This window comes from Aequorivita sp. KMM 9714, from assembly GCF_011065475.1.
Classification (GTDB): domain Bacteria; phylum Bacteroidota; class Bacteroidia; order Flavobacteriales; family Flavobacteriaceae; genus Aequorivita; species Aequorivita sinensis.
This window is the reverse complement of sequence record NZ_JAAGRO010000004.1, coordinates 1-24,532: the sequence shown is the minus strand read 5'-3', so window position 1 is coordinate 24,532 and position 24,532 is coordinate 1. Positions and strand designations below refer to the sequence as shown.

The 24,532-nt window shown below is 34.1% G+C and carries 23 protein-coding genes; 4 read left to right on the top strand and 19 right to left on the bottom strand.

Annotated elements, in window-relative coordinates; translation table 11 throughout:
• Positions 1-22: 22 nt before the first annotated feature.
• The 17 genes from G3A46_RS10375 to G3A46_RS10295 all read right to left on the bottom strand — a co-directional run bounded on the left by G3A46_RS10375 (position 23) and on the right by G3A46_RS10295 (position 17,166).
• Entirely contained in the window at positions 23-214 is a 192-nt protein-coding gene (locus G3A46_RS10375) for a helix-turn-helix transcriptional regulator (RefSeq protein ID WP_165149559.1), read from the bottom strand.
• Positions 215-303: 89 nt separating this feature from the next.
• Positions 304-2,415, bottom strand: a complete 2,112-nt coding sequence (locus tag G3A46_RS10370) for a Piwi domain-containing protein (protein WP_165149557.1) — start codon at positions 2,413-2,415, stop codon at positions 304-306.
• A 367-nt stretch (positions 2,416-2,782) separates the two neighbouring features.
• Complete coding sequence (locus G3A46_RS10365; RefSeq protein ID WP_165149555.1) at positions 2,783-4,051, bottom strand: type II toxin-antitoxin system HipA family toxin; 1,269 nt, start codon at positions 4,049-4,051, stop codon at positions 2,783-2,785.
• A 3-nt stretch (positions 4,052-4,054) separates the two neighbouring features.
• A complete protein-coding gene (locus tag G3A46_RS10360; RefSeq protein WP_165149553.1) occupies positions 4,055-4,318 on the bottom strand; it encodes a helix-turn-helix transcriptional regulator in 264 nt (87 codons plus the stop codon).
• A gap of 122 nt (positions 4,319-4,440) precedes the next feature.
• Entirely contained in the window at positions 4,441-6,186 is a 1,746-nt protein-coding gene (locus tag G3A46_RS10355) for a DUF3987 domain-containing protein (RefSeq protein ID WP_165149551.1), read from the bottom strand.
• Positions 6,187-6,198: 12 nt separating this feature from the next.
• Complete coding sequence (locus G3A46_RS10350) at positions 6,199-7,110, bottom strand: BT4734/BF3469 family protein (RefSeq protein WP_165149549.1); 912 nt, start codon at positions 7,108-7,110, stop codon at positions 6,199-6,201.
• Positions 7,097-7,393 carry a helix-turn-helix domain-containing protein gene (locus G3A46_RS10345; protein WP_165149547.1) on the bottom strand — a complete coding sequence of 99 codons (297 nt, stop codon included), beginning with the start codon at positions 7,391-7,393 and terminating at the stop codon, positions 7,097-7,099. The genes G3A46_RS10350 and G3A46_RS10345 overlap by 14 nt, the downstream gene beginning before the upstream one ends.
• A gap of 2 nt (positions 7,394-7,395) precedes the next feature.
• The gene (locus G3A46_RS10340) at positions 7,396-7,692 is read right to left on the bottom strand and encodes a helix-turn-helix domain-containing protein (protein ID WP_165149545.1); all 297 of its coding nucleotides are present in this window, start codon (positions 7,690-7,692) and stop codon (positions 7,396-7,398) included.
• 156 nt (positions 7,693-7,848) lie between these two features.
• Positions 7,849-8,820: a DUF6617 family protein gene (locus G3A46_RS10335; RefSeq protein WP_165149543.1), complete on the bottom strand. Its 972-nt coding sequence runs from the start codon at positions 8,818-8,820 to the stop codon at positions 7,849-7,851.
• Positions 8,820-9,914, bottom strand: a complete 1,095-nt coding sequence (locus G3A46_RS10330; protein ID WP_165149541.1) for a site-specific integrase — start codon at positions 9,912-9,914, stop codon at positions 8,820-8,822. Before G3A46_RS10330 ends, G3A46_RS10335 begins: the two co-directional genes overlap by 1 nt.
• A 6-nt stretch (positions 9,915-9,920) precedes the next feature.
• Positions 9,921-10,286 carry a helix-turn-helix domain-containing protein gene (locus tag G3A46_RS10325; RefSeq protein WP_165149539.1) on the bottom strand — a complete coding sequence of 122 codons (366 nt, stop codon included), beginning with the start codon at positions 10,284-10,286 and terminating at the stop codon, positions 9,921-9,923.
• Positions 10,287-10,494: 208 nt separating this feature from the next.
• Complete coding sequence (gene mnmE, locus G3A46_RS10320) at positions 10,495-11,910, bottom strand: tRNA uridine-5-carboxymethylaminomethyl(34) synthesis GTPase MnmE (protein WP_165149538.1); 1,416 nt, start codon at positions 11,908-11,910, stop codon at positions 10,495-10,497.
• 229 nt (positions 11,911-12,139) lie between these two features.
• Complete coding sequence (gene dnaN, locus G3A46_RS10315; protein WP_165149536.1) at positions 12,140-13,258, bottom strand: DNA polymerase III subunit beta; 1,119 nt, start codon at positions 13,256-13,258, stop codon at positions 12,140-12,142.
• A gap of 251 nt (positions 13,259-13,509) precedes the next feature.
• Positions 13,510-15,201, bottom strand: a complete 1,692-nt coding sequence (gene gldG / locus G3A46_RS10310; protein ID WP_165149534.1) for a gliding motility-associated ABC transporter substrate-binding protein GldG — start codon at positions 15,199-15,201, stop codon at positions 13,510-13,512.
• Positions 15,201-15,908 (bottom strand): gliding motility-associated ABC transporter permease subunit GldF, encoded by a 708-nt coding sequence (gene gldF, locus G3A46_RS10305; RefSeq protein WP_165149532.1) that lies wholly within the window; start codon positions 15,906-15,908, stop codon positions 15,201-15,203. Before gldF ends, gldG begins: the two co-directional genes overlap by 1 nt.
• 42 nt (positions 15,909-15,950) lie before the next feature.
• Positions 15,951-16,244 carry an antibiotic biosynthesis monooxygenase family protein gene (locus tag G3A46_RS10300; RefSeq protein ID WP_165149530.1) on the bottom strand — a complete coding sequence of 98 codons (294 nt, stop codon included), beginning with the start codon at positions 16,242-16,244 and terminating at the stop codon, positions 15,951-15,953.
• A gap of 82 nt (positions 16,245-16,326) precedes the next feature.
• Complete coding sequence (locus G3A46_RS10295; protein WP_139856729.1) at positions 16,327-17,166, bottom strand: SAM-dependent chlorinase/fluorinase; 840 nt, start codon at positions 17,164-17,166, stop codon at positions 16,327-16,329.
• Between the two features lie 199 nt (positions 17,167-17,365).
• Between G3A46_RS10295 and G3A46_RS10290 the strand changes: the two genes are divergently transcribed.
• Together G3A46_RS10290 and G3A46_RS10285 are read left to right on the top strand one after the other, a co-directional pair.
• Positions 17,366-18,319 carry a PhoH family protein gene (locus tag G3A46_RS10290; RefSeq protein ID WP_139856728.1) on the top strand — a complete coding sequence of 318 codons (954 nt, stop codon included), beginning with the start codon at positions 17,366-17,368 and terminating at the stop codon, positions 18,317-18,319.
• Positions 18,320-18,383: 64 nt separating this feature from the next.
• Positions 18,384-19,334, top strand: coding sequence for a phosphoribosylaminoimidazolesuccinocarboxamide synthase (locus tag G3A46_RS10285; RefSeq protein ID WP_165149529.1), 951 nt, complete (start codon positions 18,384-18,386; stop codon positions 19,332-19,334).
• Here G3A46_RS10285 and G3A46_RS10280 read toward each other — a convergent pair.
• On the bottom strand, positions 19,323-20,654 hold the full coding sequence (locus G3A46_RS10280; protein WP_165149527.1) for an acyloxyacyl hydrolase: 1,332 nt from the start codon (positions 20,652-20,654) through the stop codon (positions 19,323-19,325). The genes G3A46_RS10285 and G3A46_RS10280 overlap by 12 nt on opposite strands.
• Before the next feature lie 78 nt (positions 20,655-20,732).
• On the opposite strand from G3A46_RS10280, the gene G3A46_RS10275 reads away from it, so the two are divergent.
• The gene (locus tag G3A46_RS10275; protein ID WP_165149525.1) at positions 20,733-22,106 is read left to right on the top strand and encodes an alanine/glycine:cation symporter family protein; all 1,374 of its coding nucleotides are present in this window, start codon (positions 20,733-20,735) and stop codon (positions 22,104-22,106) included.
• A 109-nt stretch (positions 22,107-22,215) separates the two neighbouring features.
• On the opposite strand, the gene G3A46_RS10270 is transcribed toward G3A46_RS10275, so the two are convergent.
• Entirely contained in the window at positions 22,216-23,301 is a 1,086-nt protein-coding gene (locus G3A46_RS10270; RefSeq protein WP_165149523.1) for a M42 family metallopeptidase, read from the bottom strand.
• 126 nt (positions 23,302-23,427) lie between these two features.
• Here G3A46_RS10270 and G3A46_RS10265 point away from each other — a divergent pair, with 126 nt between their 5' ends.
• Entirely contained in the window at positions 23,428-24,129 is a 702-nt protein-coding gene (locus G3A46_RS10265) for a DUF4294 domain-containing protein (protein ID WP_165149521.1), read from the top strand.
• Positions 24,130-24,532 lie beyond the last annotated feature (403 nt).

The following is a 24,532-nucleotide window of genomic DNA, read 5'->3' as shown; positions in this document are numbered from 1 at the left end:
ATTCTGTTGCTTTTTAAACGTTTTATTTTTTAGTATCTAACAATACTTTTGGATCTACATTTAATATTTCTGCTATTTGATACAGCACTTCTAAACTGGGTTGGCTTCTGTTTTGTACGTAGCCATTGACAGTATTAAAACTTTTACCAAGCTTTTCTGCTAACCAGACTTGCTTAATGCCTTTTTCTTCTAAAACTTCTTTGATACGGTTCATGAGGGAGAAAATTGAAACATTAAATATATACTATTTACTTAATATTTATATAACGAAATTCGTTATATTTTTACATTAAAGTATAAATTCTATAAAAACCATAAAGTTTCTTGCCCGAAATTTGGAATCACTTTACTGTCGAAGCGAGGTGCTATTTCGGCAACCATTTCGGGGTATTTGATAGTTATTGGTACGTTTTGTTGGCGTAGTGATTTCCAATATAGTCTGCTGAATTCGTATACTTGCTCTATTAATTTTTTAATTGTTTTACTGTCGTTTAATGCTTCTGGTGTTGGGCTTGTAATTCGAAGTTTTACAGGAAATGGAAAACCTTCTGCTGATGGGTATGCTTTACTATCATCATATCTTGAATTATTAAACAATAGGTATTTATGTTCGGACTTACTTATATTGATATACACTCCACTTTTAGGCATTAGGTTACCATGCCAATTATTATCAAAGGCTATAATATCTTCTGATCTGGTTTTATTGATATTTACGATGTATAAAGGACAGTTTAAGTTAAGGGTGTTCATCATCTCTAAGACTGGATCTATTTCTTCGTTACTCATTTCCTTATAAAAGTGAATAACTACTTTGTCTGGATTTTGTTCTAAAGTAACGTATTGCCATATGGCATCGCTAATGGCTCCTGCTAATTTTTTAGTGTCTGATTTACTGAAATATTGAAATTCATTGAACTTGCCATTACTTTGAAAGCTAAACGCACTGGCTACATATCTTATATCTTCTTCGACATTTTTAAATGCCCCTACTCCAATGATTAGTTCTTTTTTTGGGGTTCTATTTAACTGCCATGGTATGCCTTCTAATTTCGCTAGTATTGCCAATGAAATGTTTGTTAAGTCGAAGAGGTACCCATTACTCTTGGTAGGATTTGCCTTGTACTCGTTGTTCTTTATTTGGAACTTATTTACATCTATTACTTGTGATACTATATGCCTTAGTAATAGTTGTTCCTTTACCTTGTAATAGACTTTCTTTTTAGTTAGGTCTTGTTCGTACTTTGAAAATGGACTTAGATAGATAGCTACATAGGTTACGTCTGGCTTCATTTTTAGATTTTTAATTCCGTTTGTTATTTGCGGTAATGGGTTATCTAAATCGTCGAACACTATACTAAATCCTTTTTCTACATGATATAATACTCCTGCGTATTCTTGTAGGCCTTTATACCATTTTAACCCGTTTTGCAGATAGCTTTGCAAATCTTTAGCTTCATTAATATGATTTTTATGTACTATAAAAAATAAGTGGATGTTTTTATGTATTTGCGTACAGGGTTTAAATGGTTTTAGCTGTTTGAAATCGTACTTTGGTTTTTTCCCTATTAGACCGTTATTAAATACCAATTCATTACACTCTTCTGCTACTTCGCCAATTCGTTTTTTCTCTACAGGTAAGTAGTATTTACAGTTTATTGAAACTATTTCTTTAAAATCGTCTTTTACTATATGCTTCTTAATAAAGTCACCAATTTTAGCTTTGTATTGTATGTATTTATTTCCTCTGTCTTTTTTATCTCTTTCGTAACCTAAAGCAGCTCTTAGGGCGTTGTTATATACTGCATAGACTTCTGAAAAGTCGGTTATGTTTTCAGGCAGTCTCTGGTATTTGAAATAATTACGGTTATATATGACGCCTGTTAGTAAACTGGTAGAAACATCTCCTTTTACTAATTCTGAAATTGGTGTTTTAATAATTTTAGATACTCCATCGTAAGCTATTATTAATTCCCCAAAATCACTGACTTCCTTAAATTGAAGTTTTAGGGTGTACTTATCGTATTTGGCAAAGGTTTCGTTTTTATAAGTTGTGTCTTTTATCCATACTTGATTGTCATTAACAAAATTAGGCTTCACTACTTTGTTTTTGCTTTTGAAGTACTTTTTAATTCTCCAATTATAATAATGCTTCAGCAATTCGATAGGCTGCTCATTTAGATTGAGTGTTAATGGTGTATAGCCTTCTTTTTCGAAGTTAAAAGATGTGTATATGAAATCGGGGTTCTGTTCGTAAATACCAGGGAATATCTCTTCGATATTAGATGGGAATTTGTTTTTATAGAGTTTCTGTGCGTTGCCTATTTTTTCTATACTGAAATGAAATGTTATTGGCTCGTTTGGTATATCGAAGGTTAGAATATTAAAGTAAAGTTCCTGGTTCATGTTTTTCATTTTTAATACATCTTTGTTTCTACATCTTGTTTTTCCTTTTTAAGCGTTTATTGCATATGACAATAGCACGCTATTATTGTATAGCGTTTCTGCTATTTCTGATTGCGATGCCGAGGTTCTACATGCCTCTTGCATCTGGGTGCGTAACTCTTATGGGTTTTGCCTAATGTTTTCTTTAGGCTGTATTGATCTGAAAATCAATATCTAATTTAAGCAAAGGAAAGGAAGAATTAAATAAAAGATATTAACAAGTTATTATCATGCTTAACAGGAAATGAGGAAGTTAAGGATTTGAGGATATATTATAGGCGGGCAAATCCTTATATCCTCAAAATCCTTTAAATCCTTAGTGTGCCTTTTCTATGTTTTAGAGAAGTATTGTGAAGTCTTTTTGAATAGCTTCGATGACTCTTATTGGAGTATCATATTGGGTAGCGTATTCTTTCCATTTAGGTATGATGCCTTGTATTTCTTTAATAATTCCTTTTGGGTTTTTAATTGCGTATGTTTCTGCAATGGTTAGGACATCTTCTAGGTTAATATTGTTTCTTTTATTATTGATGGCTAGAGCTCTGGCTGTATTGGTAAAGTTAAGGTTTATGTTTAATGGATATGTGATGTCATATGCTGGCGCTAAACTCCAATTGTCCTCTTCTTTGTTATACATGAAGCTGTGGTTTTTGAGGTGGTCATCTATGTTAGCAAATACGACATTAAAAATCATACGTCTAAAGAGTTCTTGTATATCTTTGTAAGGTACTCTGAGGTCTAATGCTAGTTTGAATAGGTTTTCGTAGGTGGAATTATCTGTTTTTTTAAAATCCCAACCTGTTAGTCCTGATGCAGTTAAGACATGTTGTTTTTCACCATTTTGTCTGTCGTATCTCAGGGTTGCAAAATGTTTGTTTTCAATGAGCTTTGAAGGCATCATTTTTATTCCAGCATCTAAAGCGAGCTTTGCGTATATATATTCGATTTTTTCTTTATTATAATTGTTTTCTTGTTCTTCGATATATAGTTTTACCAAATAGTGGTTATAGTTGTTTGCATATTCTATATCGCCTGGTATTATTGATCCGGTTTCTTTATGTTGAGAAATTAATATTTTGGGTCTTGCTCCTCCAGCCGATGTACCAATTTTAAAGATATTGAGTAATGCTAAATCTGAAAATTCTTTTTCTGATGTTTCTTTTTTAAGGTCTAACACCTTTTTAAGGACCTCCACCATTTCTTCTATATTAATGGTTGTAGATTTAGGGATTTCCTTTGATGGTTTATATTCTAATGCTCCCATACCACGATTAGACACATAGGTTAACTGTTCTAAGGGTGTTATTTTTTTAAATGATTTATTTTGTGCGTCGAACCATTCTTTAAAAATGATGTTTCCGAATAGATCTGGAAGGGAATCTGCAATCATTGGCGGCAAACCTTTAAAAGTTTCACTATGAAATTGCTTAAAAACTTGGACTGGTTTTATGCGTTTAAATATGTACGGAAATATATTTGTGTACTTATTAGCATCTAAAAACTCTGGGTTATATTGAAAATAAGCAGCTTTTTTGTCTAAATCATATCCCAACTTTCCTAATTCCATTCCAAACATTAGTACGTCTATAATATTATTTTTTGCCATAATTTAGTATAACGAATTTATGTCATTAGATTCTTCTAGGTCTGTAAGTGCCTGGTGCAATTTTTCAAGCAGGTGGAAATGATTTGCTATTTTAAGAACGGTATCTAAGGTTGCATTTTTGCCGTTTTCGAATTTCTGAATTGTATATCTTGAAATACCTAAAGCTTCCGACAGGTCTTCTTGGGTCATTTCGTAGCTTTGCCTTTTTTGCTTACACAGCTCAGCAAGCTTTAGTTTTACGTCTTTAATGGTTACTGCATTAATCATAATTTGTTTATTATAATACACAAATATAGTAAAAATTACCGAGATGTGTATTATAATAAACATCATCAAACAAGCTATCTACATTTTTGGATGTATTTCTAAAGGTTATAATTTGGTATAGGCTATACTTTTTTAGACTTTGCAGGATTTGTGTAGTTATTATGTGCTTCTCTATGTATTAATCCTGATGCTACAAATTTTGTTATATAACCTTCAGCTGTTTTGTGTGGTATTTTGTATTTGTCGGCTATATTTAAATAGTCCTGCCTTGTAAATTGATAAGGCAGCGCATCTAAAAACCGTTCTTTTCGATTTACACGTTTTACATCTTGTTGCTCGATTGGTAAGTCGTTAAACACTTTACTACTGTGCTTTACCAGAACACTTATGATTTGTAATGTGTTATTGAAATCTACATCCTCACATTGCCTGATTTGATTTACATCGCCATCTTCCATAATTCGAAATACTGAAAACAGCATCATGATTCTAAATGCTATTAATCCCAATCGTCTTACTGTTGCGATATATTCATCTGGTTGTACATTGAGATATTTGGTTTGTAGCTTTTCAAAAAACTCATTGAACTTTTGTTGTTGTTCTTCTGTTAAGCTCACTTCTATTGGTGGATTATTTTTCAGTGTTTTATATAGTTCGAAAAACTCTTTACCTAATTGATCATAATATTCATCTAAGCCTTTGGTGGTACTGGTAAGGAATACGTTTTTCCATGTTGGTTTGATATTCATATAATAAAACATAAACCTACTGAATAAACCATTTTCTGCACTTGGCACCAATGCTTGAATTTGTTTAGGTGTACCGGATAAGACAGTGGATAAACAGGGTCTTTCGATATCTACATATTCCCTATCTGTCCTACGGTAATAGCTAATGGTTTCATGATGAAAGGCTTTACGAAATCCATCGGAATAGTTTCCGTAATCACTTTTAAATGCTTGTGCTAATGTATCTCCTTCCGTTTCAAAAATTAATCCTCTACCTTCATTATCTGATATTAATTGATATACACCTGTAACGCTATTATTGGCAGGAATGAACAACATTCTTTCTGGCGGTTTACCTGGTTTTTCTAAGGTTTCGCTTTTGCCCTTATTCAAATTATAAGCTGCCATTTCTACTTGATGTTGTTGCTTTAGGGTTTTAGCTTGTTCCCGTTGTTGTTGGTGCACAGGATTTACTAAATTTTTAATTTGATTTAGTCTTCCTTTTCCTGCTGAAGCTGGTGCTGTAACAAATAGGTATAAGTTGCTGAATACTTTTCTTTGGTCGTACACTCCAAATAGTTTTGGAAAACAAGCACTAAATGCTGTTAAAGCTCCAAGAAGTAAAATATCTCTTTCCTCATTGCTACTTGCAGGCTCTACTATTTCTTGTAGAAATTCTGGTACACTATTGTACACCTGGTCTGGTATTGTTGGCAAAGGTTGTTTTATATCCTCTTGCTGTTCTACCTCAACACGAATTCTTTTTTCGCGATGTGGTTTTATTCCTGCTTGATGTAAATAGTGGTACAAGGTTGCAATTGTAATTCCGTGCCCTTTGGCTTGTAAGCATTTACTATACTGTTCTTCACATTCTTTATGGTCGTAATTCGCATAGTTGCGGCTTATTCTATGGTAATATTCGCGTCCAGCTTCACCATACTCTTCAGAAATAGCAAAACCTATATCCCGCCATTTCCCATAGGTGTCTGTAATATCTATACCAGCTTGTTCTAGTTGACTGATATATGCTTCTATATCGTTTGCAACAACCGTTACTGGGTTGCTTTGGATTGGCTGCTTTGGTGTTTGTTTTGGCTCTGGAACCTGCATCCAATCTTTAGGATTAAAGTGTTTTCTCATGTCTTTATACTTTTAAATAATCTTACGATGTCTTTTATGTAGGTATGCCAAAGGATCGTAGGATAGAAAACATGCTCTAGACACGTCTTTTCCTGATTGGTCTACCTCTATGTTATATTTTTCTTTAATGTAATTAGCTACAGCCTTAAAATATTCGCTGTGCGATACTTCGGAAATATCGATTCGAATTATCCATTTTAGTCCTTGTCCTGAAGGTGATGTAAACAATAATTCTGTTTCGAAATACTCATCTTGTAACAATTGCTCTTTTAGAGTTTCTAGATTATCTAGATGGTCGAAATCGATAGTGAGTAATGAAGAATGCTCTGTTAAGCTTTCATCATTCCGTTTAGAAAACACTCCTGAAAATGTCACATAATCAAATTGATTTGCTTTAAATTTTCGTGCTTCTTTTGGGTCTTTAATGGCTCTAAATGTTTCGGTAATACTTTTGTATTTATCGCTTGTAATTCGTTCAAATACATGATGTAATCTTACTTTTTCAGAAGGAAACACATTTCTAATTGGTGCTTTGAAAAAACTACAGTAAGCATACCAAGTATCATCTGGTTCTTCTAACCATGCTAGATCATTATCTTGTTTAACTTCCAAGTTTAAGTGCATTAGCTCATTGATTTTCTGCAACAGGTCTTGTTCTTCTATTATCTTAAAGTGATAGGATGCAAAATCGAATACATCTCCTTTAAAATCGGCTAACTCGGTATCATAATGCCTAGCAAGATTATCTACTATATTAATTTGTAGCGTTTGCTTCCCTCCATTAAATGGGTTGCGGGTAATTCCGCAGTCCCTTCCTTTTAAGGAAAGGACCGAAGAATTAGAATAATACTGCCGCAATACATAAGCGTAAATATTTAACCCATAATGCGTTTTATCTAAGATGTTTTGTCTACTTATTTCCATCGCATTTGAAGTTTGGGTTATAGTAATTGCTTTGTAACAAGTCCTCTATATCCGTTATTTTGTAGTAGAATTTACCTTTGATTCTACTGTACGGTAGGGTTCCGTTAGAGCGAAGCGTTTGTAAGGTTCTTTGACTAATGTGAAGCATTTGCAATACTTCTTGATTGTCTACCCAGGTGAATTTTAGGCGGTCTGCTCTCATTTCCTTTAATAATTCAATGCGCGCTCTTATATCCTTAATCTCTTGTGAGAGTGCCAAGAGTAAATCGATTATCTCCGTCATAACTATATCCTTCCTTTTTGAATTATATAATTCGCTGCTTGTTGTTCGATTTCGAACTGGGAATCCATACGGTTACGTAATAACCACTGATCTAGCTCCTGACGATGGAAATAGATTTTTTTACCATTCGGTTTATAGTGAGGAATGGCAGACGTACTTGTTAATTTGTACAAGTGCGATTGTGATAGCTCTAAATACCTGCAAGTTTCATTGAAATTGAGTACTTGCTTTTGCAACGTTTGTTGTTCTTGTAACAACTTTTCGATGCGTTCTAATTTTTCGATGATTGTAATGTCCATCTTTTATTGTTATTTGAATAAATGAGGACATCAGGCCTAATGTCATCCTTGGTTATCAAGGACAATACAAAGGTTGAAAATTGGCTATCTAATTTTAGTAAGAGTGTAAAATGAGGGTAAGACAACAGTAAGATTTCTTACTAATCTTACTGTTTTTTATTGCAGTTGTTGGATGATTCTATCTATTACTTCCTTTTCTTTAGGATTATGAACCTTATTTTTATACAGATTATTAGCCTTTAAAGGCGTACCTGTTTTGGTGATAAATTTACCAGACTGTTCAATAACAGATTTTTTTAGGTTACTGAAGTATGGTTTGAGCACATCTAATACATAACTAAATTGTGTTGTTTCACATTGAAGATAAATTTTTGTATCTAATTTTGTAAAATCATCCGTTGTAAAAAGTTTATGTAAATCTTCAATTGAAGTGTTGTTTTGTAATAAATCAATTGTAAATTGAAGTGTTTTTAACACCTCTAACAAAGCATCAGTGTTTCTACTTTTGAACCCAAAGTGGTTCTTATTCGTGAATACGTGTTTAGAAACTCTTTTGTTGGTTTCTAACTTTTCACCGCTATAAGGGATTAGAATTTTCTTTTTAGGTGGTGCTTCATTAAAAAACACTTCATGTATTTCTTCTATTGTGTAGACATCTGCATCACTTAATGATGAAAATCGCTCTTGAAGCTCCAGAAACAACATTATTGCATTAGCCTTTAAAAATGAAATGATATAGGCTTCGTCTGATTGGTCGGTATTTGTTGGTTTTAAATATAAATTTTCATCAATATTATTTTCAGAAATGTAATTGCTAATCTGCGTTAAGTAATTTGTGATTCGGTTATATACTTTATCGTATAGGAAAGATAAATGTAAGGGTGTTGAGTTGGTTCCAAGCTCATTTATTAAGTCATTAAATTTTATGATATAATCGTTTTCTATGCGTTTGAAATAGTATTTACGTTTAGAAGAATATGCTTTTTTGAATTCTACCTCATATTTAGGAGTGGTAATGGGATATTCTTTTTTAAGGCCTTTTATAAGCTCTTTAAATTGATTGTCGGTTCTAGTATCATCCGTAACCTTATCAACGAATAATATATCTGTAAATAAGTCCTTAGCCATTATAAATCAATCTTAATCTTGTTAGCTGCTTCTCTCTTTTTATCATCAATTACTTTGGCATAAATTTGTGTGGTTCTAAGCTCTTTATGCCCTAATAGTTTTGATACTGTATAAATATCTGTTCCTAAAGTTAATTGTAATGTTGCATACGTATGACGCGCACAATGGAAGGTGATTTCTTTTTGGATACCTGCCCTTAACATCCATTGTTGTAATTTCAAGTTAGACCAAGCACTATAATTTAAGCCTTTAAATACTTTTTCTTTAGGCTCCCCTTTTTCTCCTAATAACTCTCTGGCTTGATCTGATATTGGTAGGGTTTCAACTCCTTTGGTTTTCTTCTGTCTGAATCGGATATAATATCCCATTTCTTTAGAGTGTTGAATTTCTGACCAAGTCAGTTTTTCTATATCTGACCAACGTAATCCAGTTAGGGCTGATAGAATAAATGCCGTTTTTAAAACTGGTAGTTCACAATCTGTATTTACCGCTTGTTGTAGCTCATCTAGTGTTAGAAACTCTCGTTGAGGTTCGCCTTGCTTGAATCCATCAATTCCTTTAGCTGGATTTTCTTTTAAAATACCATCAGCAACAGCTTGTTTTAATGCTGCATTAAACTTTCCATAATATGAGTATTTCGTGTTTTGTGATAGTTTCTTTCCTGCTCTGGATGTAGCTTTTGTATCTAAATAATTTTTAAAATTTTGAACAAACACTCTATCTACATCATTAAAACTTGTATCGGCTGGAGAGAAGATTTTTAAATGTTTGAGCATACTATTCCAACTCCCATAATTACCTGAACTTGTATTTTTCTTTTCTGCTAAAGCTGATACATAGGAAATGAAATTGCCTTTTAACTTTTCTAAATCTTGAAATCCATAAATACCGGTCTGCATTTCTAGCTGTCTTTGAGCACATATTGCTTCCGCTAGTTGTTTTGTTTTCTTGTTTGCCTCTCTTTCTGTTTTTGTTTTTGGATTTGGCGTTAGGTACAGACGTAAATATTCGGTCTTACGATTTCCTTTGTGATAGTAATCTAAGTAAAGACTTATTTTATTATTCTTTTTGCGTTGCCTTAATGTTACTTTCATTATGTGCTAATTAAAAAGGTTCTCTATTTGCCATCTTGCAAGAATTCGTTTTCTACCAAAGGGCACCGCTTTTAATCGCCCTTGTTTAATCATTCTTTGAATGGTCCATCTACTAACACCAATCAATTGAGAAGCTTCCGTAACACTTAAAAAGTCTTTGTTGTGTACAGCATTAAGATCAGGATTAGAAACAACTTCATGTTGTTTTTTCATGTCCTGGGTAAGCGTGGCTTGTATTTTTTGGTTACGCTTACGTGCTTTGTATGCCTTTTTAGCACAAGTATCTCCACAGTACTTTGTTACTGTGGTTCGTGCTACAAAAGCATTACCGCAATGCTTACAAGTTTTAGGAATATATAAATTACTGCTCATAAATGGTGCTTTATGTAGCGTCATGGTGCAACATGGGGCAATATGGTGCATCATTTCGCCCATCTTATTGCCAACGGATTTTGGGCAACAAAATCACATATTGGGCAACAGATGAGCAACAAATTTAGAACATAAAAGGCAAATATCCAATAAGAAAGAACATATAAACCCTTGAATAACAAGCAACAAAGAAAGAAGTGAAGGATGTTTATTTCCCGATGCAAAAATTAGCAAAAATATTACCTAGTAGCTCGTCGTTGGAAATTTCTCCGGTAATCTCACCAAAGTAATACAAGGCCTGACGTATATCAATAGCTAATAAATCTCCACTCAGGTTATTGTCGATACCTTGTTGTACTTTAATTATTTCCTCTAAAGCTTTTAGCATCGAATCGTAATGACGGCTGTTTGTAACAATCGTTTCATTGTTGCGTAGGGCGCCAGTGTTTACAAAATCTAATAGTTTGTTTTGAAGTTCTTCAACCCCAAGATTTGATTTTGCTGAAAGCAATAAAGCGGAAGAGTTGTCAATTTCGCTCAGTGTAACTTTTAGTTTTTGTCTTTCCTCTTCAGAAAGTTTATCGACTTTATTGGCTACAATTATTAAGTTTTTCTGTGGGTATTTGTTTTTAATGGTTTCTATTTCAACTTTGAATTTTGATTCTTGTCCCGAAACCTCAGAATTAAACTTTTCCGAATCGAATAAATAGATAACTACCTGGGCTTGTTCAATTTTCTGAAAGGTTTTTTGAATTCCTAACCCTTCAATTGTATCAGTAGTTTCACGTATTCCTGCAGTATCAATAAATCGGAAACCTATACCTCCAATTACAATTTCATCTTCTATAGTATCACGAGTGGTACCTGCAATGTCGCTAACGATGGCTCTTTCTTCGTTGAGTAATGCATTCAATAAAGTTGATTTCCCAACATTAGGCTCCCCAACAATCGCAACAGGAATACCATTTTTAAGTACATTTCCTGTGGCAAACGAATCTATAAGTCGTTTAAGAACTTGAGTAATTTTAGAAATTAGCTTTTGGAAGTCTTCACGATTTGCAAACTCTACATCTTCTTCAGCAAAATCTAATTCTAATTCAATCAACGACGCAAAATTTAGAAGCTCTTCTCGAAGTCGTTTAATTTCAGAAGAGAAACCGCCACGCATTTGCTGTATTGCTAGTTGATGACTAGCAGCACTATCACTCGCAATAAGATCGGCAACGGCTTCGGCTTGACTTAAATCCATTTTTCCGTGGAGAAATGCTCTTAAGGTAAACTCACCAGCCTGAGCCATTCGGCATCCTTTACGAAGACATAGTTGAATAATTTCCTGTTGGATGTAATTACTACCGTGACAAGAAATTTCAATTACATCTTCTCCTGTATAACTATTTGGATTTTTGAAAATGGAAACTAGAACTTCGTCTATAATTTTTTCTCCATCCTTAATATGCCCTAAGTGTACAGTATGCGTTTTCTGTTCTGCTAGGGACTTACCCGAAACTGAAGTAAAAATAGAAGAAGCTATAGTAATAGCCTCAGGTCCTGAAAGCCTTAAAACAGCAATTGCTCCCGCACCTGCAGGAGTTGCCATAGCAACAATAGTATCTGTGTGTGTCATTGAGGCAAAGGTAAGATATAGTTTGATAAAACTTCAACCCTAAGTGGTGTTGAATTAAGCTTATATTTTATCCGAATTCAATTTTCCGTATGCTTATTAAATGATAGTAAGAAAGTAAATAAACAAAAAATGCCCACCAAACCGGTAGACATTTTTTAATTTTACTCTAGCCTCTAGCCTCTAGCCTCTAGCCTCTAGCCTCTAGCCTCTAGCCTCTAGCCTCTAGCCTCTAGTTATTCAACATAACCGGCATTACAAGCATAGTAACTGTTTCACCTTCGTCCAATCCATCAACAGGAGTAAGAATTCCTGCGCGGTTAGGAAGGCTCATTGCCAAAGAAACTTCGTCGCTAGTTAGGTTGTTTAGCATTTCTGTTAAGAAACGGCTGTTAAACCCAATTTGCATATCGTCTCCTTGGTAATCACAAGTTAAGCGCTCTTCTGCTTTATTGCTGTAATCGATATCTTCAGCTGAAATATTCAACTCTGCACCTGCAATTTTTAAACGAATCTGGTGGGTTGTTTTACTTGAGAAAATAGAAACTCTTCGAACTGAATTCAGAAATTGATTTCTATCAATTACCAGTTTGTTTGGATTCTCTTTTGGAATTACCGCTTCGTAATTTGGATATTTACCGTCGATTAAACGGCATACCATTTCGATGTTTTCGAATATAAACTTAGCGTTGCTTTCGTTGTATTCAATAATAACATCTTCCTCACTACCTGCAAGTATGCTTTTAAGAAGGTTTAGAGGTTTCTTAGGCATAATGAACTCGGCAGTTTGCGAAGCGCTTAAATCGTCGCGAGTGTATTTTACTAGTTTGTGAGCATCTGTTGCTACAAAAACTAAATTCTCTGTTGAAAACTGAAAGAAAACACCACTCATTACTGGACGAAGATCATCATTTCCTGAAGCAAAAATCGTTTTGCTAATTGCAGTAGCTAATACATCTCCTTGTACTACTGTAGATGAAGGATCTTTTAACTCTACTGCATTTGGAAATTCCTCACCACTTACGTAAGCCACAGCGTATTTACCGTGATTTGAGCTGATTTCGATAGTGTTGTTGTCTTCAACAGTAAACGTTAACGGCTGCTCTGGAAATGTTTTTAAAGTATCTAATAACAGTCTTGCAGGAATACAAACCATTCCTTTTTCTGTGCTTTCAACTTCTAGTTTTGAAGATACTGTAGTTTCTAAATCTGAAGCAGAAACGGTAAGGCTCTTGTTGTCTAGATCGAAAAGGAAATTATCTAAAATAGGCAAAGTGTTGTTGCTATTGATAATTCCGCCTAAAACTTGCAGTTGTTTTAATAAATACGAACTCGATACGATGAATTTCATTATATGTGTTTTTTATGAAATAATTTTTAATAATACTCTTCAGTAAAATAACAAACAACAAAAATGAAGGGGTGTTGAGCTAGTAAAGCTCATTATTGTTACAACCTATTCATTCTAGTTAAAGAGCATTTCTACAGAGCTCGACTTAAATCTCTTAAATTTTTTTATTCCAAAACAATTAAGGTTGCTGAGCCTGTCGAACCACAAATATATTTCAATTGAAGTGTTTGTTAAAACAAACTTATCAACATTTAGCGAGTGTAATGACGTTTGCGGAAGTAGTGGAATGCAATTCCAAAAAGAGCGAGTAAGGCCAACGGTAACAATAAGTTAAGGGTTTGCCACTTCCCACGCTGTTCACTAACTTTTTGAGGGTCTAGAAAAGGAACCGCAATTTGCCTTGTTCGAATGTTTATAAGTCCGTTGTCGTCTAGAAGGTAATTGACGGTATTCAGCAAAAATTCTTTATTTCCGTAGAAAGAACTCGTCATTTTATCAAAGCCTAATTCCAAAGGGCGATTGCCTTGCATTTGGTTTTTAATGATGTCACCATCGCTAATTACCACCATTTTTGAAGGCTTGCCGTCGTCAATATTTTTAATGCCGGAAAGTTTTATTGGCTTCACTCGGTTTTTATATACCGAATTGAAATTGCCTTCCAACAAGACAGCCAAAGGAATTTCTCCGCCATTGTATTCTTGCATATTTGGTCCCTCATTAATTATTTGTAGGTTCTTAGGTATTTCAACGTCAAAATCAATAGGGAAGGGGAGTCCTACAGTTTTTGATATAGGTGAAGTAGAAAGTAAAACGGTTTTTTTAATTGAGTTTGGAAGCGTGTCTATAGCACTCGCAAAATCAAATTTTACAGCTTCAATATTGGTTACAATAGGATGATTGTTTGCACTGCTTGTCAACGGACTAAAAAACCAAGGATATCTGTTGAATTGCGATTCGCGTTCTTCACCACTAGCCAAAACAATAGGAGCCGAATAAACATCTTTTACAAGGTTTGGATTTACACGAATTCCGTAACTAAAAAAGAAATCGTTTAGGTTTAAATCCCTTCCAAAAGCGAAGTTATTTCCCGAAACCGTATCTCTGTGCATTTGAGTGGCATCCATTAACCAAATAGACTTCCCGCCATTCATTGTGTATTGGTCCAAAATGTATTTTTCAGCATCGGTAAATGGCTCTGTAGGTTGTGCTGAAATAACCAAATCGAAGTTATTTAATGCTTTTAAAGTCTTCTCCGGATTGGTAGCAACAGAATCTAATGTGAAAGGAGCTATAAAGTAATAATCTCTTAAAGTTGAAAAGAAATCTGCAATGTAGCGGTCGTCATATTGTCCGTTACCCTTAAGTACGGCTACTTTTTTAGACTTATCTTGAGCTAACTTTTTAAAGCCATCTACAAAAGCATACTGAAGGTTTTGTAGGGAACTATTTACTCTTTCTTCGGAAGTAGCTCCTAGTTGATTTTTTAACAAACCAATTTTAACCGATTTCCCGTTGTGATGCGCTAATGCCCACGGATAAACAAGTTCTGTACTTTGTTTCCCGCTTTCTGTTACCGAAACTTGAGCAGCCGTTAAACCAAACTTTTCAAATTGAAGTTGAAACTCTTCATTTCCTTCTTCATTTGGGTTTACAAATTCAAACTTAATATTGGGATTATAGGCTTTAAATTCGTCTAAAAGTTGTTCGGTTTCTAACTGTAAACGTCTAAATTCTGGAGGAAAATTTCCTTTTAGAAAAACATCGATTATTAATGGTGATTCTACTTGGTCGATGATTTCTTTAGTTTCTTCAGCTAAAGTAAAACGCTTGTCTTGAGTAAGGTCAAAACGTTTGTAAACATAACCTCCTAGAATATTTACAAGTACAACTCCTGCAATTAAAAGCGCTAGGGAAACGATAGTATTTTTTGTAGATGTCTTCATTATTGTTTCTTCAATTTTAAAACTGTTAAAGCAATAAAAAACACTGTAACACTCAAGAAATATATTAAATCTCGTGTGTCTAATACGCCTCGTGCTACGCTGTCAAAATGTGCTTTCATTCCTAATTGAGAAATATTAAAAGTTGTGGTAGAGAAACCTTCAAACCCATAATAAAGTGTGAAACATAAAAAAACAGCAATTATAAAAGCTACAATTTGATTTTGTGAAAGAGTTGATGAAAATACACCTATAGCAGTATAAGCAAACACTAAAAATAAAAGTCCAAGATAAGACCCAAGGGTGCTACCCACATCCCAATTTCCAGGAGGATTCCCCAGTTCGGAAATTGCCAATACGTATAAGATTGTTGGTATAAGCGCGATAAAAATAAGTATAACAGCTCCAAAATACTTCCCTAAAACTATTTGTAAAAGTGAAATTGGTTTGGTAAGTAAAAGTTCGAGTGTCCCCATTTTCATTTCATCGCTAAAAGCACGCATACACACTGCGGGAATTAAGAAAAGTAACACCCAAGGTGCAAGCTCGAAAAACGGAGAAAGATCGGCAAAGCCTGAATCTGGAATATTAAAATTTCCACTAAAAACCCATAAAAACAAGCCGTTAATCACCAAGAAAATGGCAATCACCAAATACCCGATGGTACTAGAAAAGAATGAATTTATTTCGCGTTTTATGATTGGTATCATTATCTAAAGACGAATTCTCGCCAAGGTTTTTAATTTTTCAAACTACAAACTTACAACAGTATCTACACTCCAAGCTTCAGCTCGTTTTCTAAACATAGGTTTGGTTACACTCCAAACCCCTTTAAAAAGTTCACTTTTACGGTAGTTTTCTAAATCTGATTCATCTTTCCAACGGCTGTAAGTAAAAAAGATTGTTTCATCGTTCTTATCGTTGTAAAGTTCTAGAAAAGTACATCCAGGAAAATTCCTGATTTTTTCCTTTACATCTTCAAAATTTGCAAGGAATGGGGCTACGTTTTCTTTTTCTAACTCTAATTTTACGATTCTTGTAAACATATTCTTTAATTATAGTATGAGCAGACTAGGCTCAAAAGCAATTTTAATATTTATATAGTAATCACTATACTATTTTATAACATCATAGTTTTGGCGTGAAAATCACTGTAATTGTATCTCTAAAATCAAGTCCGAATAAACTTGAAGCACCGCCAACTGTTGTTAGATTACTCTTATAAATTGCCAACTCCAAACAGTTAGATGAATTCCAAAGAGCTATTCTTTTTCCATCTTCTTCTCGTTTTTCAGGAGGTGCATCAAAATTTATAGCATCGCTATAATTTCTATGAATTTTATCGAACTTTACTGTACGGGCTTGGATTATGAAATCTCTTCCTTTTCCTACTTCCTCAAAAAGCTTTCTGTCTATATTCGTAATTACATTGCCATAATTGTCGATATAAATTACATTTCCAATTATCTGACTGCTTTGGTTGCTTGTAACAGGGCGAATGCCTGTTAACTCTTTAGTTTCAGAAATAGGTTTGCCAATTACTTCTAGAGTTCCACCACGAGCAATATGTCCAGCAACTTTTACGAAAACATCTAAAACAGGAAAATTACTAGTAAATCTATCGTGTATGTTTATTTCAACAATTTTTTCTGGTCGCACTTCCGATGTTAGCATCGATATAATGCCATTGTCTGCACAAATAAAATAATGCCCATCCAAATAAACTGCTATATGTTTATTTTCAGGATTTAATTCTGAATCAACACCAATAACGTGAATACTCCCTTTTGGGAAGCTTTTGTAAGCGTTTTTAATGATGTAAGCAGCTTCGTGTAAGTGGAACGGTGAAATGTAATGGGAGATATCAACAATATTTACATTTTCAATTTCTGAAAAAATAGCTCCCTTTACCGCACCAACAAAGTGATCCTTCTGTCCAAAGTCTGTTGTTAGTGTAATTATAGCCATAAATGAATTGTTGATATTTTCTTAAAAGAATAACCACAAAAATAAGTTACTTTTGTTAGTACCAAAACTATTTTTGATTAATAAAAATATATTGCGCCATAACAATTTTAATGGCCTTAATTTTAATGATTTATTACAGTTTGATGTAAAATATAATAACTTCTAACTTAATAAATCTAACGACTAAAAAAAATGCCTTTTGAACGAACTCATTATAGAACTTACAGAAATTAGCCCAAAGGATTTCTTCGGCCAGGAAGATGTTAATATTGGTCTATTAAAAAAATACTTTCCAAAACTTAAAATTGTAGCACGTGGCAATAAGATAAAAGCTTACGGTGATGAAGAGGTGCTCGAAGAGTTTGATCGCCGCATAGCAATGCTATTAGAACAATACGTCAAGTATAACAAAATTGACGAAAATGTTATTGAACGTGTTCTTTTAAGTAAGAATAAAGAAGAATATGAAGCACCCCAGGGTAGTGGAGGCACTATTGTTCACGGTGTTAATGGAAAACCTATTAAAGCTCAAACTGCAAATCAACGCAAATTGGTTTCTTTAATGAGTAAAAACGATATGGTTTTTGCTGTTGGTCCTGCAGGAACGGGGAAAACCTATACAGGTGTGGCACTAGCTGTAAAAGCTCTTAAGGAGAAAGAAGTAAAGCGCATTATCTTAACAAGACCAGCCGTTGAAGCAGGGGAGAACCTTGGTTTTTTACCAGGTGACTTAAAAGAAAAGTTAGACCCGTATATGCAACCGTTATACGATGCTCTTCGCGATATGATTCCTATGGAAAAGCTTACTGCACATATTGAAAACGGAATTATACAAATAGCACCATTGGCCTTTATGCGTGGTAGAACTTTAGACAATGCTTTTGTAATTCTCGATGAAGCACAAAACTCTACACATGCCCAAATGAAAATGTTTTTAACGCGTATGGGTAAAAATGCCAAGTTTATGATTACTGGCGACCCAGGGCAAATTGACCTTCCACGACGTATAACTTCTGGTTTAAAAGAGGCATTACTTGTATTGAAAGATGTTGAAGGCGTTGGAATGATCTATTTGGATGATAAAGATGTGATTAGACACCGTCTAGTAAAAGAAGTAATTGCTGCGTACAAAAAAATTGAAAACGTAGATTAATATAGAAAACAAACAAATTAACTCTCGAATTAACGAAATAACAAATCCCGAATCCTTACTAACAATGAGTAATACAATAACTTCAACAAACTTCAATTTTCCAAATCAGAAAAGTGTTTACCACGGAAAAGTACGAGAGGTTTATACTTTAGAGAACAACTTATTATTAATGGTCGCAACAGACAGACTTAGTGCTTTTGATGTGGTTATGCCAAAAGGAATTCCTTATAAAGGTCAAATTTTAAATCAGATAGCTACCAAAATGATGCGCGATACTGAAGACCTTGTTCCTAATTGGTTAATAGCAACTCCAGATCCTAATGTTGCTATTGGGGAAGCTTGCGAACCTTTTAAGGTTGAAATGGTTATTAGAGGATATATGAGTGGCCACGCTGCTCGCGAGTATAAAGCAGGAAAAAGATTACTTTGCGGAGTTGAGATGCCTGAAGGGATGAAGGAAAACGATAAGTTTCCAGAACCTATAATTACTCCTGCTACTAAAGCTGAAATGGGAGATCACGATGAAGATATTTCAAGAGAAGATATCATCAAAAAAGGAATTGTTTCAGAAGAAGATTACATCCAATTAGAAGATTATACGCGTAAACTTTTTAAACGTGGTAGCGAAATTGCAGCTAAAAGAGGATTGATATTAGTAGATACTAAATATGAATTCGGAAAAACTAAAGATGGAAAAATTGTTTTGATAGACGAAATCCATACTCCAGATTCTTCTCGTTATTTTTATGCTGAAGGGTATGAAGAACGACAAAAAAATGAAGAGCCACAAAAACAACTTTCAAAAGAATTTGTGCGTCAATGGCTAATTCAGAATGGATTTCAAGGACTCGAAGGTCAAAAACTACCTGAAATGAGTGATGAGTATATCGAGTCTGTTTCTGAAAGATATATTGAGCTTTACGAAAATATTACTGGTGAAAAGTTTGTAAAAGCAGATGTGTCGAACATCCAAGAACGTATTGAGAAAAATGTATTGGATTATTTAAAGAAATAAATCAAAACTATTATAAATGTTTCGAAAGCAACCATTCTTTATGGTTGCTTTTTTTTTGGAAGTAGTTGGTGAGTTAAACCTGTGAATATAACCTAAGCTCATTTCGGTAAAATCGGCTTGTCCAAGATTTGAGTTGAGGTGTGCGCCAATAAAGAAGTTATTCTTTGGAGATTTTTCCATTCCTAAAAAATAATATTTTAATCCCAATCTAGAAGAAACGCGGTATTTTTTCTTGAATTTACTGTTTAGCTCACCCAAAACCCATGATTTAGGTATTTCACGAGGGGTTTTATCCCAGCCTTCATTAATCCGCCATTCGGCTTTATATGCTGGTTTGTGAAGATTGTAACCCAGCTGTAAATCGATTCCAAAATGATTTAATAATACTTCACCATGTAATACTACTCCGAAATTACTGGCGTAATACACAGGGTTACTTCTAAAGTAATCAAATTCTCTTCCTGGTTCAACTAAGGATTCTTCTCCTTTTATATAGTCGTAATAATGTTGGTAAAAACGATAGTAAAATCCAATTCCCACCTTAAATGTATTATTATATATTTTTCCATATTCTCCTGCTATGGTGTAAACATTTTTTTTGTCGTTAAAGGCTAAGGCAAAAACGTTCTGACCAATTCCACTTCGTATAGAAATGTAATCATAAACCGAATTTTTAAACTCAGGAATATCTTCAACCTTATCTTCTTCCGATTTATTTAATGGGTTTTTAATGTCTGCAGAAAGACTTAATAAGAATGAATTAAATCCGTTATTCATCAATCGAGTATGCCCATTGGAGTGATGTGAATATCCTAATCCTGCGCGCCAATCTACTTTTTTGGTAGAAAGAAAATGATAATTTAGAAAGAGTCGAAACGCCCACGTAACATTTGTACTTACCGCACGATTATTAGGACTAGTAACTTCATTAAATTTTTCAGTGAAGTAAGAAACTCCTAATCCAGTTAAAACCTTAAAACGATTACTTCCAAAAGCATTAAACTCAATAAAAGGCATGCTAATGATGGCTATCCCTAAGCTGTCAACATTTCCAAAGTCGGTAATACCTACCGACAACCCAGTTTTTGGTCCTTTTAATCTTTGTGCCCATTGCTGTGGATTGTTACCGTGATCTCGACCAAAACTTAAAATAAGTTGCTTCTGAAGATTTATTTCAGGAAAGCCATCGTATGCTTCCATTGTTTTTCCTAAAAGTATTTCAGGAGTAAATATGAACGCATTTTTTTTCCAATCACCTTTAGTTTGCGCAAAGCTTAAAGAAGATATTATTAGCAATAAAATGGTTAGTTGTCTGCTCATTTGCAATTGCAAGTAACAATTTCCGAATTAATTATAAAAATATTAATCATAAATTAGCTGAAATTATAATTATACAATTTGGAAAAGTTAGATAGTTTTATTGCTGACATGGCTTCTGTAGCCTGGGATTTACCACTTTTAGTCATTTTAATCGGAGGTGGATTATGTCTTTTAATTCGAATTCGATTTTTACCATTTCGTTACTTAGGCCACGCAATTTCAGTGCTTCGTGGAAAATATGATGATGAAAATGACGAGGGAGAAATCACACATTTCCAAGCTTTAATGACGGCTTTATCTTCAACAGTAGGAATGGGGAATATTGCAGGTGTTGCAGTTGCAATTGCAATAGGTGGACCTGGAGCTGTATTTTGGATGTGGGTAAGTGCGGTAATCGGGATGTCGACTAAATTTTTCACAGCAACATTAGCAATTCTCTACCGCGGAAAAGATTCAGAAGGAAAGGTTCAAGGTGGCCCAATGTATTTTATAATCGAAGGATTAGGAAAAAAATGGATGCCAATGGCAATGTTATTTAGTGTAGCGGGATTAGTTGGGGCATTACCAGTTTTTAATGTAAACCAACTAACACAAGCTATAAACGATATCCTATTAAAGCCAGCCGGCCTTTATAGTGGTTTTAAAACCGATTTACTTATAGGTTTAGTGTTGGCTGCGATAACAGCCGTGGTAATTCTAGGCGGACTTTCACGCATTAGCAAAACTGCTTCAAAAATGGTCCCTGCTATGGTTTTGCTTTACTTTATATTAGTGCTGATAATATTAGGAGTTCATATTGATGTAGTTCCAAAATATTTAAGTCTGATTTTTACTGATGCTTTTTCCGCAAATTTCTATAAGGGCGATACATTTTTAGGTGGTTTAGTAGGTGGAATAATTCTGTTAGGAATTCGTCGTGGTGCATTTTCAAATGAAGCTGGTATTGGTACGGCTCCGATGGCTCACGGAGCAGCTAAAACAAATGAGCCTATTCGTGAGGGGTTAGTAGCTATGCTTGGCCCAGCAATAGACACTTTAGTAATTTGTACGTTAACTGCATTAGCAATTTTAGTAACCGGAGTGTGGCAGAGTAGCGATGCTAATGGAGTAAGTTTGACAGCTTCCGCTTTTGGAGAAAGTATTCCTTACGTTGGTAAATACGCACTCTTAGCATGTATTGCAGTGTTCAGTATCTCTTCTTTGTTTTCATACTCATACTATGGAAGCAAGTGTATGAGTTTTATATTCGGCGCTAAAAACAAAGGGATTTACAACTATTTCTATATAATCAGTATTCTATTAGGGGCAACGACTTCTTTAAGTATGATGATTAATTTAATCGATACTTTTTTTGCACTTATGGCAATCCCTACAATGACGGCTACTATTATACTAGCTCCTAAAGTAATAAAGCAGGCTAAAATTTACTTTTCGAAATTGAAAGATGCTTAAAACTAATTAAAACGAATAAAACGACCTTCAATAGTTATAGTTATTGAAGGTCGTTTTTTTATGTATCAACAAATAAACTTCTTGTTGGAAAATAAGAGGATGTAATTAACTAGTCAAAATAGCTAAACGTTTCTCCGTCTTTAATTTTTAAAAGTGATTCGTAAATAAGCTTAATTACATTGTCTACATCATCTCTATGAACCATTTCCACAGTGGTATGCATATATCGAAGCGGAAGAGAAATTAATGCACTTGCTACTCCTTCGTTACTGTAAGCAAAAGCATCAGTGTCAGTTCCTGTTGCTCTAGAAAGTGCAGCTCGTTGGAATGGAATTTTGTTTTCCTCTGCTGTTTCAACAATTAAGTCACGTAGTTTTTGCTGAACTGCTGGAGCATAAGCGATAACAGGACCAGATCCAATTTCGGCAAAACCTTGTTTCTTTTTGTCAATCATTGGAGTAGTGGTGTCGTGAGTAACGTCTGTAACAATCGCAACATTTGGTTTAATGCGTTCAGCAATCATTTGTGCCCCGCGTAAACCTATTTCTTCTTGTACAGAGTTTGTAATATAAAGTCCGAATGGCAATTCTTTTTTGTTTTCGTGTATTAATCTTGCAACTTCGGCAATCATAAAACCACCCATTCTATTGTCTAATGCACGACAAACAAATTTGTCTTCATTTAAAATGTGAAATTCATCTGGGTAGGTAATTACACAACCAACGTGAATCCCCATTTTTTCAACTTCATCTTTGTCTTTAGCTCCTACATCAATGAATATATTATCTGGTTTTGGAGCTTCTTCCTTGCTTTTATTTCGCGTGTGAATAGCAGGCCAACCAAATACTCCTTTTACAATTCCATTTTTAGTGTGAATATTCACCATTTTAGAAGGCGCAATTTGGTGATCACTACCACCATTTCTAATCACATAAAGTAACCCGTTATCGTCAATGAAGTTTACATACCAAGAAATCTCATCGGCATGTCCTTCAATAACCACCTTAAACTTTGCTTTTGGATTGATTACAGCCACTGCTGTACCGTAGGTATCAGTAAAAAACTCATCTACATAAGGTTTTAGATAATTCATCCATAACTTTTGACCGTCCCATTCGTAACCAGTAGGTGCGGCATTGTTTAAGTATTCTTTTAAAAATTTTAATGAATTGTCGTTCAATATTGATTTCTTCATAGTTTTTGTCTTATATATAGGTCTTCGGTAAAATTAGCAATTTCTTATTAAGCTTGACCATGCAATTTGCTTAATTTTGGAACGTTTTTGGATAATAGTAGCTTGTTACATTAATACCTAATTTGAATGAAGTTTAGCATACCTATATATATATGTATATTCCTTTTTGGATTCACATCTACTTTTGCCCAAGTTGATACTCTTAAGCTCGAAAAAGAAAAAGATACCGTACAGGTCATGTACTATATCATAGAAGGAGATACAATTGCGCGTGAAATGATTAATCTTGATGAGGTGTATCTGCTGAAGAAAATGCAATTTACTTCTAAAGAAGATAGAAGGCGTTATTTGATATTACGACGAAAAACACGTAAAGTGTACCCTTATGCCAAACTAGCTGCTGAGCGATTAACAACTATGACAGAAAGGTTAAAGACAATCGAAAAGAATAGAGACAAGAAACGATATACTAAAAGAATTCAAAAATATATAGAAGGAGAGTTTTCCGATAGACTGAAAAAACTCACTCATTCAGAGGGGCAAATACTAGTAAAGCTCATCCATAGACAAACAGGAACTACTGCTTTTGATCTTGTAAAAGAATTACGAACTGGATGGCGAGCCTTTTGGTATAATACTACCGCTAGTTTTTTTGAAATATCCTTAAAAGAAGAATACAACCCATTTGAAGTAGAGGAGGACTACCTAATTGAAGATATATTAGAGCGCTCTTTCCGAGAGTATATCCTAGAAAGACAGGAGCCAGCTTTCCCAATCGATTTCGCTGAATTAAGCACGCATTGGAGTAAAGGTGCTGTTAATAAATAAGTTAGGTTTTTATTGCATAGAAGTTACAATGATAGTAAGTTTGTAATTCGCTCTTTTTTCTAAGCTAGTTAATGTGCTTTTAGAGATAACTTATAGTTGTTTTAAGCAATAGCAATTAATTTCTTGGTGGTAGGTTTTTCATCACAAAGCAACTGGAATATACATCAAGGTAAAATACTGATAATTTATTTTTAAATCTAAGTATTGCTTTTTCAAATACTTAGATATTATTATTAATCTTACATTAAAAAAAGTTTAAATTAATGTTGTGGGGTTAAAAAACGGGGTTATATTTGCACCCGCTTAACGAAACAGAATTGCTTGTTTCAAGGGTTAAAAAATCGCTCTTTAAAATTTTATAAAAATACTTTTTCAAAAGTGTTGCAGGTATCAAAAATGGTTT

What these genes read in the sequence shown, in the direction of transcription:
- G3A46_RS10375 (WP_165149559.1), bottom strand. Translation starts at nt 214, where the DNA reads ATGAACCGTATCAAAGAAGTTTTAGAAGAAAAAGGCATTAAGCAAGTC.
- G3A46_RS10370 (WP_165149557.1), bottom strand. Translation starts at nt 2,415, where the DNA reads ATGAAAAACATGAACCAGGAACTTTACTTTAATATTCTAACCTTCGAT.
- G3A46_RS10365 (WP_165149555.1), bottom strand. Translation starts at nt 4,051, where the DNA reads ATGGCAAAAAATAATATTATAGACGTACTAATGTTTGGAATGGAATTA.
- G3A46_RS10360 (WP_165149553.1), bottom strand. Translation starts at nt 4,318, where the DNA reads ATGATTAATGCAGTAACCATTAAAGACGTAAAACTAAAGCTTGCTGAG.
- G3A46_RS10355 (WP_165149551.1), bottom strand. Translation starts at nt 6,186, where the DNA reads ATGAGAAAACACTTTAATCCTAAAGATTGGATGCAGGTTCCAGAGCCA.
- G3A46_RS10350 (WP_165149549.1), bottom strand. Translation starts at nt 7,110, where the DNA reads ATGGAAATAAGTAGACAAAACATCTTAGATAAAACGCATTATGGGTTA.
- G3A46_RS10345 (WP_165149547.1), bottom strand. Translation starts at nt 7,393, where the DNA reads ATGACGGAGATAATCGATTTACTCTTGGCACTCTCACAAGAGATTAAG.
- G3A46_RS10340 (WP_165149545.1), bottom strand. Translation starts at nt 7,692, where the DNA reads ATGGACATTACAATCATCGAAAAATTAGAACGCATCGAAAAGTTGTTA.
- G3A46_RS10335 (WP_165149543.1), bottom strand. Translation starts at nt 8,820, where the DNA reads ATGGCTAAGGACTTATTTACAGATATATTATTCGTTGATAAGGTTACG.
- G3A46_RS10330 (WP_165149541.1), bottom strand. Translation starts at nt 9,914, where the DNA reads ATGAAAGTAACATTAAGGCAACGCAAAAAGAATAATAAAATAAGTCTT.
- G3A46_RS10325 (WP_165149539.1), bottom strand. Translation starts at nt 10,286, where the DNA reads ATGAGCAGTAATTTATATATTCCTAAAACTTGTAAGCATTGCGGTAAT.
- mnmE (WP_165149538.1), bottom strand. Translation starts at nt 11,910, where the DNA reads ATGACACACACAGATACTATTGTTGCTATGGCAACTCCTGCAGGTGCG.
- dnaN (WP_165149536.1), bottom strand. Translation starts at nt 13,258, where the DNA reads ATGAAATTCATCGTATCGAGTTCGTATTTATTAAAACAACTGCAAGTT.
- gldG (WP_165149534.1), bottom strand. Translation starts at nt 15,201, where the DNA reads ATGAAGACATCTACAAAAAATACTATCGTTTCCCTAGCGCTTTTAATT.
- gldF (WP_165149532.1), bottom strand. Translation starts at nt 15,908, where the DNA reads ATGATACCAATCATAAAACGCGAAATAAATTCATTCTTTTCTAGTACC.
- G3A46_RS10300 (WP_165149530.1), bottom strand. Translation starts at nt 16,244, where the DNA reads ATGTTTACAAGAATCGTAAAATTAGAGTTAGAAAAAGAAAACGTAGCC.
- G3A46_RS10295 (WP_139856729.1), bottom strand. Translation starts at nt 17,166, where the DNA reads ATGGCTATAATTACACTAACAACAGACTTTGGACAGAAGGATCACTTT.
- G3A46_RS10285 (WP_165149529.1), top strand. Translation starts at nt 18,384, where the DNA reads ATGAGTAATACAATAACTTCAACAAACTTCAATTTTCCAAATCAGAAA.
- G3A46_RS10280 (WP_165149527.1), bottom strand. Translation starts at nt 20,654, where the DNA reads ATGAGCAGACAACTAACCATTTTATTGCTAATAATATCTTCTTTAAGC.
- G3A46_RS10270 (WP_165149523.1), bottom strand. Translation starts at nt 23,301, where the DNA reads ATGAAGAAATCAATATTGAACGACAATTCATTAAAATTTTTAAAAGAA.
- G3A46_RS10265 (WP_165149521.1), top strand. Translation starts at nt 23,428, where the DNA reads ATGAAGTTTAGCATACCTATATATATATGTATATTCCTTTTTGGATTC.